General features: G+C 49.2%; 15 protein-coding genes and 1 tRNA gene. 9 read left to right on the forward strand and 7 right to left on the reverse strand.

Annotated elements, in window-relative coordinates; all coding sequences use genetic code 11:
• Positions 1 to 65: 65 nt before the first annotated feature.
• Genes AB9P05_RS24145 through cobC form a run of 6 tightly spaced genes read left to right on the forward strand, consistent with a single transcriptional unit; the run spans position 66 to position 5,504 of the window.
• A complete protein-coding gene (locus AB9P05_RS24145) occupies positions 66 to 2,039 on the forward strand; it encodes a TonB-dependent receptor plug domain-containing protein (RefSeq protein ID WP_371911470.1) in 1,974 nt (657 codons plus the stop codon).
• 12 nt (positions 2,040 to 2,051) lie between these two features.
• A complete protein-coding gene (locus tag AB9P05_RS24150) occupies positions 2,052 to 2,633 on the forward strand; it encodes a DUF6580 family putative transport protein (protein WP_371911471.1) in 582 nt (193 codons plus the stop codon).
• Between the two features lie 3 nt (positions 2,634 to 2,636).
• Positions 2,637 to 3,167, forward strand: a complete 531-nt coding sequence (locus tag AB9P05_RS24155) for a bifunctional adenosylcobinamide kinase/adenosylcobinamide-phosphate guanylyltransferase (protein WP_371911472.1) — start codon at positions 2,637 to 2,639, stop codon at positions 3,165 to 3,167.
• Positions 3,164 to 4,222, forward strand: coding sequence for a nicotinate-nucleotide--dimethylbenzimidazole phosphoribosyltransferase (cobT, locus tag AB9P05_RS24160; RefSeq protein WP_371911473.1), 1,059 nt, complete (start codon positions 3,164 to 3,166; stop codon positions 4,220 to 4,222). Before AB9P05_RS24155 ends, cobT begins: the two co-directional genes overlap by 4 nt.
• Positions 4,219 to 4,980: an adenosylcobinamide-GDP ribazoletransferase gene (locus AB9P05_RS24165; protein ID WP_371911474.1), complete on the forward strand. Its 762-nt coding sequence runs from the start codon at positions 4,219 to 4,221 to the stop codon at positions 4,978 to 4,980. Before cobT ends, AB9P05_RS24165 begins: the two co-directional genes overlap by 4 nt.
• Entirely contained in the window at positions 4,965 to 5,504 is a 540-nt protein-coding gene (gene cobC / locus AB9P05_RS24170) for an alpha-ribazole phosphatase (protein WP_371911475.1), read from the forward strand. Before AB9P05_RS24165 ends, cobC begins: the two co-directional genes overlap by 16 nt.
• Positions 5,505 to 5,508: 4 nt before the next feature.
• Here the strand turns inward: cobC and AB9P05_RS24175 are convergent, their stop codons facing one another.
• A complete protein-coding gene (locus AB9P05_RS24175; RefSeq protein WP_371911476.1) occupies positions 5,509 to 6,354 on the reverse strand; it encodes a class I SAM-dependent methyltransferase in 846 nt (281 codons plus the stop codon).
• A gap of 167 nt (positions 6,355 to 6,521) precedes the next feature.
• On the opposite strand from AB9P05_RS24175, the gene AB9P05_RS24180 reads away from it, so the two are divergent.
• Positions 6,522 to 6,595: transfer RNA gene (locus AB9P05_RS24180), tRNA-Ile, on the forward strand.
• Between the two features lie 2 nt (positions 6,596 to 6,597).
• Here the strand turns inward: AB9P05_RS24180 and AB9P05_RS24185 are convergent.
• Positions 6,598 to 6,774, reverse strand: coding sequence for a hypothetical protein (locus AB9P05_RS24185; protein WP_371911477.1), 177 nt, complete (start codon positions 6,772 to 6,774; stop codon positions 6,598 to 6,600).
• 635 nt (positions 6,775 to 7,409) lie between these two features.
• Between AB9P05_RS24185 and AB9P05_RS24190 the strand changes: the two genes are divergently transcribed.
• Together AB9P05_RS24190 and AB9P05_RS24195 are read left to right on the forward strand one after the other, a co-directional pair.
• Positions 7,410 to 7,808, forward strand: coding sequence for a hypothetical protein (locus AB9P05_RS24190; RefSeq protein WP_371911478.1), 399 nt, complete (start codon positions 7,410 to 7,412; stop codon positions 7,806 to 7,808).
• Positions 7,809 to 9,392 carry a tetratricopeptide repeat protein gene (locus tag AB9P05_RS24195; RefSeq protein WP_371911479.1) on the forward strand — a complete coding sequence of 528 codons (1,584 nt, stop codon included), beginning with the start codon at positions 7,809 to 7,811 and terminating at the stop codon, positions 9,390 to 9,392. It abuts the gene before it with no gap.
• Between the two features lie 428 nt (positions 9,393 to 9,820).
• On the opposite strand, the gene AB9P05_RS24200 is transcribed toward AB9P05_RS24195, so the two are convergent.
• From AB9P05_RS24200 to AB9P05_RS24220, 5 genes are all read right to left on the reverse strand, one after another.
• A complete protein-coding gene (locus AB9P05_RS24200; protein ID WP_371911480.1) occupies positions 9,821 to 10,693 on the reverse strand; it encodes a DUF808 domain-containing protein in 873 nt (290 codons plus the stop codon).
• A 298-nt stretch (positions 10,694 to 10,991) separates the two neighbouring features.
• On the reverse strand, positions 10,992 to 11,579 hold the full coding sequence (locus tag AB9P05_RS24205) for a hypothetical protein (protein ID WP_371911481.1): 588 nt from the start codon (positions 11,577 to 11,579) through the stop codon (positions 10,992 to 10,994).
• 60 nt (positions 11,580 to 11,639) lie between these two features.
• On the reverse strand, positions 11,640 to 12,221 hold the full coding sequence (locus tag AB9P05_RS24210; RefSeq protein ID WP_371911482.1) for an HAD family hydrolase: 582 nt from the start codon (positions 12,219 to 12,221) through the stop codon (positions 11,640 to 11,642).
• A gap of 29 nt (positions 12,222 to 12,250) precedes the next feature.
• Positions 12,251 to 12,970, reverse strand: coding sequence for a tetratricopeptide repeat protein (locus AB9P05_RS24215; RefSeq protein WP_371911483.1), 720 nt, complete (start codon positions 12,968 to 12,970; stop codon positions 12,251 to 12,253).
• Between the two features lie 50 nt (positions 12,971 to 13,020).
• A complete protein-coding gene (locus AB9P05_RS24220; RefSeq protein ID WP_371911484.1) occupies positions 13,021 to 14,430 on the reverse strand; it encodes a DUF4157 domain-containing protein in 1,410 nt (469 codons plus the stop codon).
• Between the last annotated feature and the right edge of the window lie 51 nt (positions 14,431 to 14,481).

Consider the following 14,481-nt stretch of genomic DNA (forward strand, 5'->3'; position numbering starts at 1 on the left):
CGTAAGCGTACTCCGCTTTTTTCATTGTAGAAAGCTCATATTTCACAATTTGTAAACCGTGTAATATGAGCAGAATTAAGTATTCTCTCGCAGTCGCCCTGGCGATTGTTTTTACGGGCAGTGTGCGTGCCCAGTCCGACTTTTACCAAAACACAGAAACAGACAGCACCGGCACCATACGGCTGCAGGAGGTAGAAGTAACGGCCAGAAAATTTCCCTACAAAACGCTGGAGCAGACCAAAAACCTCACTGTCATTACCAATGAGGAGATTAAAAGGAGCCAGGGCCTTTCACTCAGTGAAGTGCTGGACCGTCAGGCAGGCATTACCATTAATGGCGCTTACAGCAGTCCCGGCAAAAACCTTAATGTGTACGTACGCGGAGCGGATCCGGAGTACACCCTTATTACAGTAGATGGTGTGCCTCTCTATGACCCAAGCGGTATCGGCAGTAATTTTGACCTGCGCTTTTTGCCCCTTGAGCAGATAGAACGTATTGAAATCCTTAAAGGCGGCCAATCCGTGCTTTACGGTACGGATGCCATAGCGGGAGTGATCAATATCATCACCAAGAAGGCAGAGGCCAATGGCTTTTCGCCTTATGCCACGCTTAGCTACGGCAGCTTTAATACGTGGGACGGCGCAGCAGGCGTACGTGGCAGTGCCGGTAAGGTAGATTACCACGTTGGCTATTCTATGCTTGATACCGACGGTATCAGTGAGGCCGTTTCTGAAGAAGAGTCTGTGGAGTTTGAAGAAGATGGTTTTACCCGCCAAACTGTACAGGCTAACGTAGGGCTGCAGGCAACGCCCGCTCTTTATATCAGCCCCTTTGTACGCTATAGCCGTTTTGATGGCGACCTGGACCAGTCAGCCTTTGTAGATGAGCTAGACTATACCTATGAGTTTGAAAATTATCAGTTAGGCCTGCGTGGCGAGTGGCAAACCACGATAGGGGAGATAAAAGCACTCTACAGCTACAATCATACCTATCGTTTTTTTGAAGATGATTCCACGCTTTCGCAAAACGGATTCTCCGCTTACTCTAATGGCAAATACATTGGAGACGAGCATTTTGCCGATATCTACCTGAATCACCCTATTTCCAGTGACCTTGAGCTGACAGTGGGAGTGGATTACCGCGGCAGCAGCACGGAACAGTACACTCTGTCAGTGAGTGAGTTCGGTCCATTTGCTACCAGCCTGGAAGATGACAGTGTGTCGCAGTCTCAGGTAGGCATTTATACCGCCCTGTTCTACAACCGGGGCGGCGAAGGATTTAGCACCGAAGCAGGCCTCAGAGGCAACCGACACTCAGTATATGGTGAAAACCTGCTCTTTAACTTCAGCCCTTCATACAACTTTGGCGGAGGCTGGAGCCTTTTTGCCAATGTAGCCCGGGCATTCCGTGCGCCTTCCCTGTATCAGCTATACAGCGAGTACAGCAACCCGGCTGAGCAGCTTGACGCGGAGACGGCCATGACGTATGATGGGGGCGTCCAGTATATCCAGCCGCAGGGCCGCTTCTCGGTACGTGCTTCTGCATTCTACCGCGATGTGAATGATGTGATTGCCTTTGACCTTACCAACTATGTGTATGTAAACCGTGACCGTCAACTGGATCGTGGAATAGAGCTGGAACCTGCGGTGTACTTTGGCAACCGGGCAAAGGTGGCAATCAACTATACCTACCTCAAAGGAGAGATTGAAGAGGAGGGCCTGGAAACAGACACTACTTACCTTAACCTGTATCGCAGGCCTGAGCACAGCGTGTCCGCTAATGTAGAGTACCAGGTAACGGATGCTTTGCTGATCAGCAGTAATGTACAGTGGAACGGCGAACGCCAGGATGCAGGCTTTAATGAAACGTTTGACCTGGAGCCTTATTTCCTGCTGAATGTACATGCGCAGTATCGCGTAAACAGTCAGCTTAGCCTGTTTTTCCGGGCCAACAACCTGCTGGATGAGCAGTTTACCGAGGTTCGCGGCTATGGTACCCGGGGCAGGAATATTTCCGGCGGATTTTCATTTCAACTATAAAACCGAAGTGGTATGAAAGAGATGACCAATCCGCGCACACTCGTGCTGTTTGCTTTTATTATGGTAGTGGCCGCCTTTCGGGTGGTGACTACCAGTGAGGAGCTTAATGCTATCAGTACCTTTACCCCCCTGGGCGCCATGGCCCTGTTTGGCGGTGCCCACTTCAGGCAGCATACGAAGGCCTTTGCTTTCCCTTTGCTGGCCTTACTTATCAGCGATCTGGTGCTCAATCGTTTCGTATACGGCATGGGCTGGTCCCTGTACCAGGGCTTTTACTATGTATACGGAGCCTTTGCCCTTATGGTACTGGCCGGTCGCGCCATGCAGCGGGCCATTACAGTGCGTAATGTGCTCTTTTCTGCATTGTTTATCACCTTTATTCACTGGATCGTCACGGACTTTGGCGTATGGATAGGAGGTACCTTATACCCTAAGACCTGGGCCGGATGGTGGGCCTGTCTGGCGGCAGCCATTCCTTTTGAGCGGAACTTCCTGCTAGGCACGCTTCTATACAGCGCCATTATGTTTGGCGGTATGGCCTGGCTGCAGGGGCGCTTTCCTGTGCTCAGGTCTCTGCAAGTGGCTAAGGCCTGATTCATGGCAGGCCATATTACCTTTATTACCGGCGGGGCCCGCAGCGGTAAGAGTCGCTATGCGCAGCAAACAGCCTGTGCCTTGTCATCCAATCCACTGTACGTGGCCACGGCCCGTATTGCCGATGAGGACTTTGAAGCAAGGGTGCAGCGGCATCGGGGCGATCGCCCGCCGGAGGTATGGACGAGCCTGGAGGAGGATAAATTCCCCTCCCGGCTCGATCTTTCCGGCCGTACGGTGGTGCTGGACTGTACCACCCTGTGGCTAACCAACTTCTGCTCAGACCACCAGTGGCAGTGTGAACAGGCCTTCGAAGCCTGGCGCACAGAAGCTGATTGCTTACTGTCCCGGCCATTTCACCACCTGCTTATCATCTCAAATGAACTCGGTATGGGCCTCCATGCGGATACGGAGATCGGCAGAAAATTTACTGATGTGGCAGGATGGGCCAACCAGCACCTGGCGGCCCGGGCTCACACCGCCATTATGATGGTAAGTGGCTTACCTCTTTACCTGAAAAAGACTGATCCATGAATGACCTTCTCTCACAACCTATTTACCCTCCCTCACAAGCAGACGAACCAGCCATACAGCAAAAGATTGACCTGAAAACAAAGCCCCCCGGAGCCCTGGGCCACCTGGAGACAGTGGCGCGGCAGGTAGCAATTATCCTCGGCCAGGCAGCACCGGAATTAGTGCAGCCTCATTTGCTTGTCTTTGCGGGAGATCATGGCATAGCCGCTCAAAATCAGGTGAATCTGTACCCACAGGAAGTTACCGCCCAGATGGTGGGTAACTTTGCGCGGGGCGGGGCGGCCATCAATGTATTTTGTGGGCAGCACGGCATCCATCTAAGGGTGGTAGACGCCGGCGTATGTGCTGACCTGGACCCTCACCTTCCAATTATACATAAAAAGATAAGGAAGGGTACACGAAACTACCTGTATGAGCCGGCCATGACTGAAGCAGAATGTCGTGAATCTTTTAAGACGGGGGCAGGCCTGGTGAGGGAGGTGGCTGGTAAGGGATGTAATGTGATAGCTTTTGGGGAAATGGGTATTGGCAATACTTCTTCTGCCGCTCTGCTCATGCATGGGCTTACCGGCCTTGACATGGCCCTGTGTGTAGGCAGGGGGACCGGCCTGAGTGATGAGGGCCTGAAACAGAAAACGGATATTCTTTCCCAGGCCTGGAGGGCGCATAGTGGTACGGGGCTTACGAATCCCTTGACGCTGCTGCAGCTATTCGGCGGATATGAAATTGCCATGATGACCGGTGCTTACCTGCAGGCTGCGGCCAGTGGCATGGTCATATTGGTAGATGGCTTTATCGCCACCGCCGCACTGGCTGTTGCGTATGCTTTGCAGCCTGCAGTACGTGAATTTTGTGTGTTTGCTCATTGCTCCGGTGAGGCAGGTCATGAGGCGTTGCTAAGGTGGATAGAGGCGAAGCCGCTGCTACATCTGGGACTTAGGCTGGGGGAAGGGACAGGGGCGGCCCTGGCCTATCCGCTCGTAAAGTCCGCGGTGGCCTTTTATAATGAAATGGCAAGTTTTGAAAGTGCCGGAGTGAGCACATCTGCGCAATGAAAAAGGAAATACGCCTCTTCTTTACCGCCCTTATGTTTTATACCCGTATCCCGGTACCGGCGGGGATCGGGCATGGAGCAGATGACCTGAATAAGTCAACCCGGTATTTTCCCTTCATTGGCTGGATAGTAGGAGGTATCTCCGCGCTAACATATATGCTGGCATCACTTGCGCTACCTCCTTCAGTAGCGGTACTGCTAAGCATGGTGGCCGGGGTGTGGATTACAGGGGCTTTTCATGAAGATGGCCTCGCTGACATCTGTGATGGGTTTGGTGGCGGCTGGACGCGCGAAAAGATACTGTCTATTATGAAAGACAGCCGCCTGGGGGCCTTTGGGGCTATATCCCTTGTATTTGTGCTGGCCCTTAAGTTCAGTCTGCTGGTGTCTATGCCTGCTACTTCTATTCCCTTCGCGATCATTGCCGGCCACGCCATAAGTCGCTGGGCTGCCGTGACGATGCTTTATACCCATACCTATGCCCGGGATGACCAGGACAGTAAGGCCAAACCAGTGGCGCAAAAACCTGATAAGGGGATATTGATCTTTGCCACCCTTTTTGGTCTGCTTCCTCTTATCCTCTTTCAGAATCCCCTGGTTTGCCTGGGTATACTGCCAGTATACGGCATGAAAATGTATCTGGGCCGCCTGTATCAGAAGTGGATCGGGGGCTATACAGGTGACGGACTCGGTGCGGTACAACAGACTACCGAAGTAGTGTTTTACCTTTTCCTTCTCGTACTATGGAACTATACCTGATCCGGCACACCACACCAAAAGTGGCTAAGGGAATATGTTACGGACAGAGTGATTTGGCAATAGATGACAGTCGCTATTCGGAGGAAAGTGAACGGGTTATTGAGTCCTTGCCAGCTAAACCTGATGCCGTATACAGTAGCCCTTTAAAAAGATGTACCAAACTGGCCGGGCATATAGCTGCGCAGTTTGGTGCGAATTCAGTCATTACCGATACCCGGTTGATGGAGCTGGATTTCGGCGATTGGGAAATGAAACCATGGGATGAGCTTACCGGTCTGGCATTGGACATATGGATGCAGGACTTTGTAAATCAAAAAGCAGGGGGAGAGGAGTCCTTCACCGGACTGCACCAGCGGGTAGGCCATTTTCTAAACGATCTGGCAGCCAGCTCATACCATAGGGTGGCCGTGGTGACGCACGCAGGCGTTATCCGGTCCGCCATAGCGCACTTCGAGGGGGTAGCGCTAAAGGGTGTATTTGCATACGCTTGTCCTTATGCCTCCGTAAGGCACTATAAGCTTTAGCAGACTAGGTAGGTATGTTAAGGGTAGCCACCAAAAGATAGCTGAGAGGAAAGGTCTGTGGCGCCCTCTCCAGTTCACGCTTCAGGTTGGACAGGTCGTCCGGGTGCTCCTCAAAACGGCTTAGCTGAAGTTTGTTTTCCAGTAGTGCCGAAAATATATCGGCGAGTGTATGATGAAAGGTGTAACACGTCTTTCCTTCATAGGCTTCCTTGCCAAGGTAGTCAAGATCACCGGCCTCTTCATAGGGCGTCTTATCAAAGTAGCCGAATGTTTCAGATACCTTCATGTCATCCTCTACGATAGCACTGAAAGGATGCTGCTCCATGATCACGAGGTGACCGCCATCTTTGAGCTGGGAGGTGGCTGTGGCAAAGAATGCCTTTAGGTCCGGAAGCCAGCACAAGGCCCCCACCGTAAGTAACACATAATCGAAGCGGCCATAGGCAGCATCGGGTAGGTCGTATACATCTGCGACTTCAAAAGTGGCATCCAGGTGGAGGCCAGCCGCCAGTACACGTGCGCTATGTATCGCTGATGAGGAGATGTCAACACCAACGCAGCGGCCGGCATTCAGTTTTTTTAGGCTTACCAGTTCCTCGCCGTCATTACAGCAGAGGTGCAGTACGCTCCTGCCCTCAAGCCCATAGTCCAGAAAAGCCTCATGCAACGGGGCTGGCAGGGTATGGTAGTTTTTACGCAGGAACTTCTTTTTATGCCCGCTTTTCTTCTTGTACGACTGATGACGGGGATTTACCTCATCCCAGGCCTCACGGGCCATGGTTGTAAAGTGCTTAATCTCCTTTTTCAGAGGCTGATCGCCCCTTTCCGGCATCTCGTTTCCTGCTGACATTGGCTTATTCTGGTTTGCAGCAGCAATTTACGGCCTTCACTTGGGATGGCATAGCGACAGGAAGAAAAAATAGTGAAAATTCCCCGGGTCGAACCCTTGACATGCATTACCTATTTACCTAATATTGCGTTCCTTTTGAAGATAACCACAGTATGGTGGTCACTTCAGGGCCTATAGCTCAGTTGGTTAGAGCACTTGACTCATAATCAAGTGGTCCCTGGTTCGAGCCCAGGTGGGCCCACTCTAATTAAAGCCATCTACTGCAAAGTAGATGGCTTTTTGCATTTCTGATAAGTATGGTTGTATAGCAACCTTGGTGAAAAGTTCATCCGACCCTTCGGTGGAAGCCCAGGTAGGACCCGCCTCACAGAAGCAGTACTTAATGATAAGGTGTGCTCCTTCATGTACTCCCCGCTGCATGACGAGGTCGTCTAGCTAAATATGGATAGAATAGGCTGATTAATTCTGTGCATTCTTGTGTATTTCACACTAGCGTCAGGGCCTGTCTGCCGTTCAATTAGCTTTTACAGGCTGCATATGTTAGTTCAAGGGCTACTCTTGAACTAAGTAGTATGTTTCGCGCCAAAGAGGCATAGCCGTCAAGCTAAGCTCCTATTTTGCTGATTATGAATAAATTGCTTTTAAAAATATGGCACTCTGTAGCGATAGGCACAAATAATTCCCCTCCCCCGGGGAGGGGACAGATGAAAAAACGTTCCAAAGTTTTTTCATTAGAGTGATCCGGCATTCCGGAGGGCCCGACTCTCGTAGTCCAGCATTCCGCTGCGCCCGCATCCGGTGGTACATGCAGCAAATGGCAAGAGAGTAATCATTTCAGTGTACTTCTACTTTTAACTTGACGGCTATGGCCAAAGAGGGGGGCATCCCCACGAAAAACACCTTTGTATTATTTATACAAAACAATGTATTAGATTTAATAATGTTGGAATAAATAGGGGTTTATACTTATTTTTAAAGAATTTTATGTTGTTTTTTATTACGCAAATAAATATAAATCAGCGTTTTATAACTTTTAAGTCATAAATAAACCAGCTATGGAAGATATAGAAACTACCTCTGTCATGATAGGTAGTGTAGTGACCTGGGTAGGCAATACGCTTGCGAGGGACAAATCTGTAAAAAAGCTTTTCGGGGACCTCTCGGAGGCTACGGTAAACTGGATACGGCCGCTGCTGCTTGAGCCGGGGGGTAGCGAAAAGGAAGAGGTGAAAAAGCTAAAGGAGAAGCCGGATAGCCCTGCACGGCAAAAGAGCCTGGAGGCAATACTGGAGATGGCAGTGGAGGACAACCCGGAGGGCGAGAAGCACCTGAGGCAACTATATAAGGAGCTCTGCAGCCAACCCGGCGCCATTACGATAAGCCATAGCAAAAACGTGAATACCGGCACCATTACGTCTACAAGTGGAAATATTCAAATTGGGGATAGTCATTAAATGGATAAGAATATAAACAAAGGCAACATCTCTACCGGAAGTGGGAGTGTGCACCTGGGAGACAATAACTTTTACTACAAGAGTGTGGAGTACCAGGATTTTCAGGAGAAAATAGCAATGCTGCGGGACCTTGTAGGTTCTGCTACTTCAGAGGAAAAAAAGACACAATACCAGGCCAAACTGAATATAGCACAGGAAGCTCTGGAGAAATTTAAAAAAGACGTTCTCTCCCTGGCAAAGACCTTTCAGGCGATAAATATAGATACGGAGCGCCTGAAGCGGGCGAAGGAGCACTTTGACAAAGGCGAGTTTAAGGAAGCCCGGGCCATACTGGACGCGGAGCAGATAAAGCTGGACCAGGATACACTGCTTAAGCGGAAGGAGGAACTAGAAAAAGAACAGGAGAAAAATGAGCAGGACCTGAAGCACAACGCCGATGAGTTTCTGGTAAAAGCAAAACTTACGGAAATTGAGTATAGCAGGCCTGATCGTGTAGCGAAGACAAATGAGTATTATGAGGCTTCGCTAAAGTCTTACCGCCATATAGACAACCTGTACGCGTACGCCCTTTGGCTGCAGGAGGATATGAATAAGCTTGAAGAGGCACTTGAGCTATACCGAGAAGCATTGGATCATGCGGATATAGGAAGTGAAGGGTACATAAGCCAAAAGGCGCTTGTGCATAACAACCTTGGCAACCTGTACAAGGATATGAACATATATGCCGAAGCAGAAAACCAGTTTAATTCCTCCATGGAAATCCGAAGAAAGCTATGGTATGATAATAAGCAGGTGCATGACTATGACATGGCGGTACTGCTAAATAACTACGCGATACTATTGAACCTTAAAGGAGAATTTGAGAGGGCAGAAAAATACTTCCTGGAGTGCCTGGATATACGAAAGAGGATTTATAACGAAAGGCACGAGAGCACGTACCTTATGGATGTAGCCATGGTACAAACTAACTTGGGGATTGCCTATAAGGATATGGGCAGATGGGATGAAGCCATTTCCTTGCTGGAAGAGTCACTACATAATAAAATTGCGGTAGATAAACAGCGGCCCGGTGCTATGGCGGACTCGGGCAATACCTATAACGCACTGGGCATTGCCTACAAAGCGAAAGATAATTATGACAAGGCTATTGCCGGTTATAATGAAGCCTTAAGAGTTTTCAGAATCAACGCCATGATAAACCCAAAAGTATTTGAAGGTTCAGTGGCTATGGTTTTGGGTAATCTGGGAAATCTTTGCAGACAAATATATAAAAAGGATGACGCCGACAAGTACTACCAGGAGGCTATAATTATATACACAAAATTGCTTGATCAGAATTTCATGCAATATGCACCTACCGTAGGAGCATTATTTGTTAATATAGCCATGTACCAACATCAGGAAGGTAGTAGTAAAGAAGTGGTGATGGAGTTTTTGGATCATGCTATCCGGTGCTTGCTGCCTATTGAAACGCCTATGGCGGATACGAATCTATGTAACTGTGTAAACCTATTAGCTGAACTTGGAGAAGATCCGCAAGCCTATTTGGCTCAATTTGCAAAGGATATGGGGCTCTACAACTAAACATTCTAGGCTGGTATATTTCAAGTGACAACTCATAAAGCTTTCAGGCCAATAAGGTGTATGATGCTTTTGCTTGGCGGGGTGATTGAGAGATATCACCCTGTCTATAGCTTTAACGTAACTTTAGGATAGCACCGGTAGAGCCTCTGCCTGAGTTGCTTGTGCATATCCTCGACTATGTAAGTAGCGCACAGGTCTTCTCAAATAATAAACTATACCCTATCCCTCCCCCTTTTATCTACACACAGCCCGCGAAGCCATAAGAACGCGCCGAATAGATACCGTTGGGACAAAGATGCTAACCTCGAAACGATGCCTCGAGAAATTACCCACACTATCAGTTAACAATTAGAAGTGCGCCGTTTCTGTGCGAAGCACACCCTGGAGTTAGTGGTAGAGACGGACCTTTGGCCTGGGCATTGTGCCCCTTATTTCTTCTTATCAATTACTTTCAGCACCAGGTTAATGATGGGCAGCGCCACAAAGCCCACTACCAGGCCTACCAGGAACTCGCCCAGGATAGACGGTAGCCCGTGAACCAGGTCATGGATGAAGTGGATGTTGTGAACAAATATGCCCCCTCCCACGAGGATCATCGCCAGGGTGCCTATCACAGCAAGCGCCCGGATCACTACCGGCAGCGACTTTACGAGTCCTTTTCCTAGTTTACTCATAAAGCTCTTTTCACTGTCGCTGTTAGCAATCAGCTTATACCCCAGGTCATCCATACGTACCAGAAGGGCGACTATGCCGTACACACCTACAGTTGCCAGTATGGCTACCACACTTACCGCCACTATCTGTATCTCCAGCGGCTTACCCACTACCGTGCTCAGCGCTATGATTACGATCTCTACCGAGAGGATAAAATCTACCAGTATAGCCGCCTTTATTTTCTTCTTTTCGTACGCCTGCGCTTCGGCCTGGCTCATCTTGCTTACGTCCACCCCTTTTTGGGCCTCTTTACTGTGAAAGAGGTACTCATATATTTTTTCAGCGCCTTCGTAGGCGAGGTATACCCCCCCTATTAGGAGCATGATGGTGATGGCAATAGGCAGGTAGGCACTTAGCAGGAAGGTTACCGGCAGTATGATCAGCTTATTCAGGAAGGAGCCTTTCGTAATCTTCCATAGTACCGGCAGTTCCCTGGATGATACAAAGCCTGAAGCTTTTTCCGCATTCACTGCCAGGTCATCAGCCAATATGCCTGCCGTTTTTTGAGTAGCGATTTTACTCATAGAAGCTACATCATCCATGAGTACCGCTATGTCATCAAATAGAGCGAAAAATCCTGAAGCCATCTGGTGCTATGTATTATTGCGTATAAATTCCAAAATCAGCCCCGAAAGATAAGGGAAAGCCCCCGCTTTGCCAATAGTGAGCCGGGGCAGGTGATTACAAGCCCTTATACATGACTTTCCGGATGAGAGTAGGGTGGGGTACGGCCGCAGGTTTTAATAATTACACTATGCATTATTGAAAACCCGCCATTTCATATGGTGTAAATAGTTGCTGATATTTACTTTACGCTCTATGCTCGGATCCCATATAAACAGCCCTCCCAAACTGATAAGAAAGACGGTGAGAATAATGATTACTTTACCCATTGGCCTTGGTTGACTTTTTATCTATTCTAGGGGAGGTAATGCTTTTCTTCTTATAGATATTTTTCATAACGATGCTGTAAATGACCCCCGCCACCAGGCCAAACAAGCCTCCCAGGTAGCTGAAGTTGTGCATCGATCCCACGGCAATGAAGCTGCTTACATCCACCAGGTTTTCCGGGAGTTTCCAGTGTACGCCTGTTTTAGCCAAGTGAAATATGCCATAAGCCAGCCCTAAAAGTCCGGTCAGCAGGGTTACCGCTATGGTTATAAGCATAGCACGGAAAGTTACGCGTAGCATCTGGCTACCGTCTTTATGTATGAAGCCAACCAGGCCTAGAATAAGCCCTATGGGTACGCCCATCCACCATGTAGCCATGAACCCTACAACAGATACCTGGATTCTCGGTTGGGGAAAAATAGCCTCATTTCCCATGTCCATTAATCCGAATTGGTAGAACTTAAACTTTGTATAGTACTCCGGTGAAATGCTATAGGTTAGTTGGTCATGAATAATACCGTAAAGACCACCAAGCAAGGGAGCAATTATAATAATGAGAATGAATATGAGGAGTTTCTTCAAGGGTATATCGGGTAGTGGGCATATCTGGATGATTATGCTGATAAGTATACTGGTTTTGTTTCATACTATTCTTCTCTTCCAGTTTCTCTTTTCGATATGCCTTACGTTATCCGCGAATTTCAGGGTATCCAGGTAGGTGGCCAATTCCTTTAGCTCTGTATCATCCGGTGATCCTTTAAACTCAGTTACGTAAATGGCATTACCATAATTACCTCGTACTTTAGCAGGCGTATCATCTACTATTAATACCCTATTCAGATCATATCCTCTCCTTCTCACCTTTTTCAGTGGTTTGACATACCCGTAATGGCTGGGCCGGTCCTGGTCATACTGGCCATAATCATCTGTGGCACTGATAACCCTGGTGGTCGTCCTCGACCGTCCCCATATAAATTCTAGGCACTCACCGATACCCAGCCACTCCACAATATTATATACATAATCATCCGAAGCTGATGACCATATAGCCACCCGGTAGTGGCTCAGGGAGTACTGCAGAAACGTATCCAGCCCTGGCCTTTTGTAAATATGATAGCCGGCCAGATGCCCGTCAGGGTCTGTAGCTAACCGGGCCGCAGTAGCGTGGATAAGCGTTTCGTCCAGGTCCAGTATTAGAAGTATGTCAGATTTTGTTTGAGTCATACAAGAGGTGTTCTGACCCGCAGAAGTACCTATTGATGTAGCTTTTCACTAAAGATAGCCCTGAGTTCTTCGTTTCCTGTTTTCTCAGAAAAATCAACCAGGTAGCGGATCACCTCCTGGCGCGTGGTGTCTGTCTGGTGTGCCGTATAGAGCACCCCTACCGCAAATCGTTTATAGTCCGTACCTTTTACACTGTCTCCTTCTTCCATATAGCCATTGCCGTAATCAAAGGCCAGCGTGCCTATGTCCAGCAGGTTGTCAACAGCATGGTTTACTGTTTCCCGGCTGTTGTGGTCTAAGGCGATGGCCTTATCAATAGCTACTTTACCGCTTCTTATGTCGCCGAGGTTTATCCTACAGAGGCCATACTCCAGGTGAGCCGGCACATTGGCCGAGTCCAGGGCCAGGGCTTTCTCATACCATTCCAGGCACTGGTCAAATTCCCGTAGCATAAAATGGCTATGCCCCATCGCGCTTAAGGCAGGGGCATGGTCCGGGTCCGCGGCTAGCGTTTCATCAAATTTCACTATCGCCTTACGGTGCAGTTCTTCAGCTTTTTCAGGGTTGCCTTCCTGTGCGGCGCTCTCTGCATCCAGAGAATAGGAAACACCTTCATTAAAGGTTTCGAAAGATTTGTCCTGCTGCCCGGAGGAATTACATCCAAATGTGATGCTCAGTAAAACTAGTAGACCCGTAAGTACCTTATACATGTTTTTAGTGAAGCTATAAGTCAGATAAAGCTTATTCAAAGCCCAAATTTAAATCATTTCTTTTACCCTCAGCCGGTAAACAGGCTGTATTATCCTTTCATGGTATCAATAAGGGACTTAAGCTGTGTTTGGCCAATCGTAATCCTGAGGGACACAGGCAGGTCTTCTAAGAGGGCATCCTGGTAATTCCCATACCTTTCTCTGCCCGCCTGGGTATCGGCAAGTATGTTTGAGTCAAAGTTCTGCTCTGTATCTTTTCCCGGAATCACCGCCTGCATATCTACCCCCTCCGCACCTCTGGCTGAGGACAGAAAGCGCATATGTTCGGGGATAATGTCCTGGGAGATGACGTTCTCATCGCGTGGCTGTACCGGCCTGGGGCCGAGCTTTCTGTTTTGCTGGAGCAACTTAGCGGCTTCCACACCCTCTTCGCTACCCAGCGATTTGCCTATAAGCTCCACCACCATTTTTATTACGGCTGCTCCCTGGGGGTTCCAGGAAAGCTTACCTTCTCTGCCGGATTTTTTCTTTTGAGCTTCCATCTTGCCATACACGAAGGTGAAAGCCCTGTAGGCATCTACAGGAGAAAAAGCCGTATCGTCTGACTTTTTTTCTACGTGCATATCTGCCTCGTTGGTCGCGGGTACATAGGTGCCCTTCACCAGACCAAACTTGAAGGGAATGCCCTTAGACTCATCTATGGGGTCTGATCCTTTTTGTATGACCGCCTGCCGTTGCACCGCTGTAGCACCGGCGTCTGTTTTTGCCTGCAGAGGGGAGCTTGCCGTGGCTGCATCGCTCTGCAGGGCTTTGCCGCCCATGATGTCCGCCTCTCTCTCCAGCTTCACGTCATCATTTACATTAACCCCCTGGGCCATTTGAGTGGTGGGTTGAACCCGGCCCTGCTTTTGCTGCACCACGTGCCAGGCCTCATGGGGCAGGTACTTTTCCTGTCCGGAGGCCACATGGATATCGGTGCCCTGGGCGTAGGCATGAGCTTGCAACTGGGCAGGCTTAGGGGAGTTATAGTGCACCTTAACATCGTCAAGGGAGTGGCCGGAGAGGTTTTCTATACCTGTCTTCAGCGAGTCGGGCATGCCCGTTTTGTTTTGCTTAGAGGCAGGACTTTCCATTTTTTGCGCCGGTGAGGGCTGGTTGGCGCCTGTTTTTTGCAACTGGGCCAGGGGGGACTGAACGGGGCTATTTGCCGCTAAATCTTGCATGGCTTTAAACTGCATGGCTTTTGGACCTGTGGCTGCCTTATGCTGCATGGCCTTAAGCTGGACGGCCTTAGGGGAGTGAGCCGACTTATGCGCCAGCGCCTTCATCTGTACGGCCATAGGACCGCCCGTTTGTGAGCCAGGGCCGGCGCTGGTAGTAGTCGCTGCCTTGGTAGCCTTATCAGGGTTATTATCAGCCACGTACGAAGGGTGGTTTTCGCTTGCGGCAGTCAGCGGGCGGCTAGAGGAGGCCTGCGGTAGATGGGTGTATTTTTCCATATAAGGGTACCGGTTGGTTGAGTAAGCGTATCAGCATGTACTTACTTATTA

The sequence above is a fragment of the Roseivirga sp. BDSF3-8 genome (genome assembly GCF_041449215.1).
In the GTDB taxonomy this organism is placed as follows: Bacteria; Bacteroidota; Bacteroidia; order Cytophagales; family Cyclobacteriaceae; genus JBGNFV01.

Coding starts and splice junctions, on each gene's coding strand:
- AB9P05_RS24190 (WP_371911478.1), top strand. CDS start 7,410: ATGGAAGATATAGAAACTACCTCTGTCATGATAGGTAGTGTAGTGACC.
- AB9P05_RS24220 (WP_371911484.1), bottom strand. CDS start 14,430: ATGGAAAAATACACCCATCTACCGCAGGCCTCCTCTAGCCGCCCGCTG.
- AB9P05_RS24165 (WP_371911474.1), top strand. CDS start 4,219: ATGAAAAAGGAAATACGCCTCTTCTTTACCGCCCTTATGTTTTATACC.
- AB9P05_RS24175 (WP_371911476.1), bottom strand. CDS start 6,354: ATGTCAGCAGGAAACGAGATGCCGGAAAGGGGCGATCAGCCTCTGAAA.
- AB9P05_RS24195 (WP_371911479.1), top strand. CDS start 7,809: ATGGATAAGAATATAAACAAAGGCAACATCTCTACCGGAAGTGGGAGT.
- AB9P05_RS24150 (WP_371911471.1), top strand. CDS start 2,052: ATGAAAGAGATGACCAATCCGCGCACACTCGTGCTGTTTGCTTTTATT.
- AB9P05_RS24185 (WP_371911477.1), bottom strand. CDS start 6,774: ATGCAGCGGGGAGTACATGAAGGAGCACACCTTATCATTAAGTACTGC.
- AB9P05_RS24210 (WP_371911482.1), bottom strand. CDS start 12,221: ATGACTCAAACAAAATCTGACATACTTCTAATACTGGACCTGGACGAA.
- AB9P05_RS24145 (WP_371911470.1), top strand. CDS start 66: ATGAGCAGAATTAAGTATTCTCTCGCAGTCGCCCTGGCGATTGTTTTT.
- AB9P05_RS24155 (WP_371911472.1), top strand. CDS start 2,637: ATGGCAGGCCATATTACCTTTATTACCGGCGGGGCCCGCAGCGGTAAG.
- cobC (WP_371911475.1), top strand. CDS start 4,965: ATGGAACTATACCTGATCCGGCACACCACACCAAAAGTGGCTAAGGGA.
- cobT (WP_371911473.1), top strand. CDS start 3,164: ATGAATGACCTTCTCTCACAACCTATTTACCCTCCCTCACAAGCAGAC.
- AB9P05_RS24200 (WP_371911480.1), bottom strand. CDS start 10,693: ATGGCTTCAGGATTTTTCGCTCTATTTGATGACATAGCGGTACTCATG.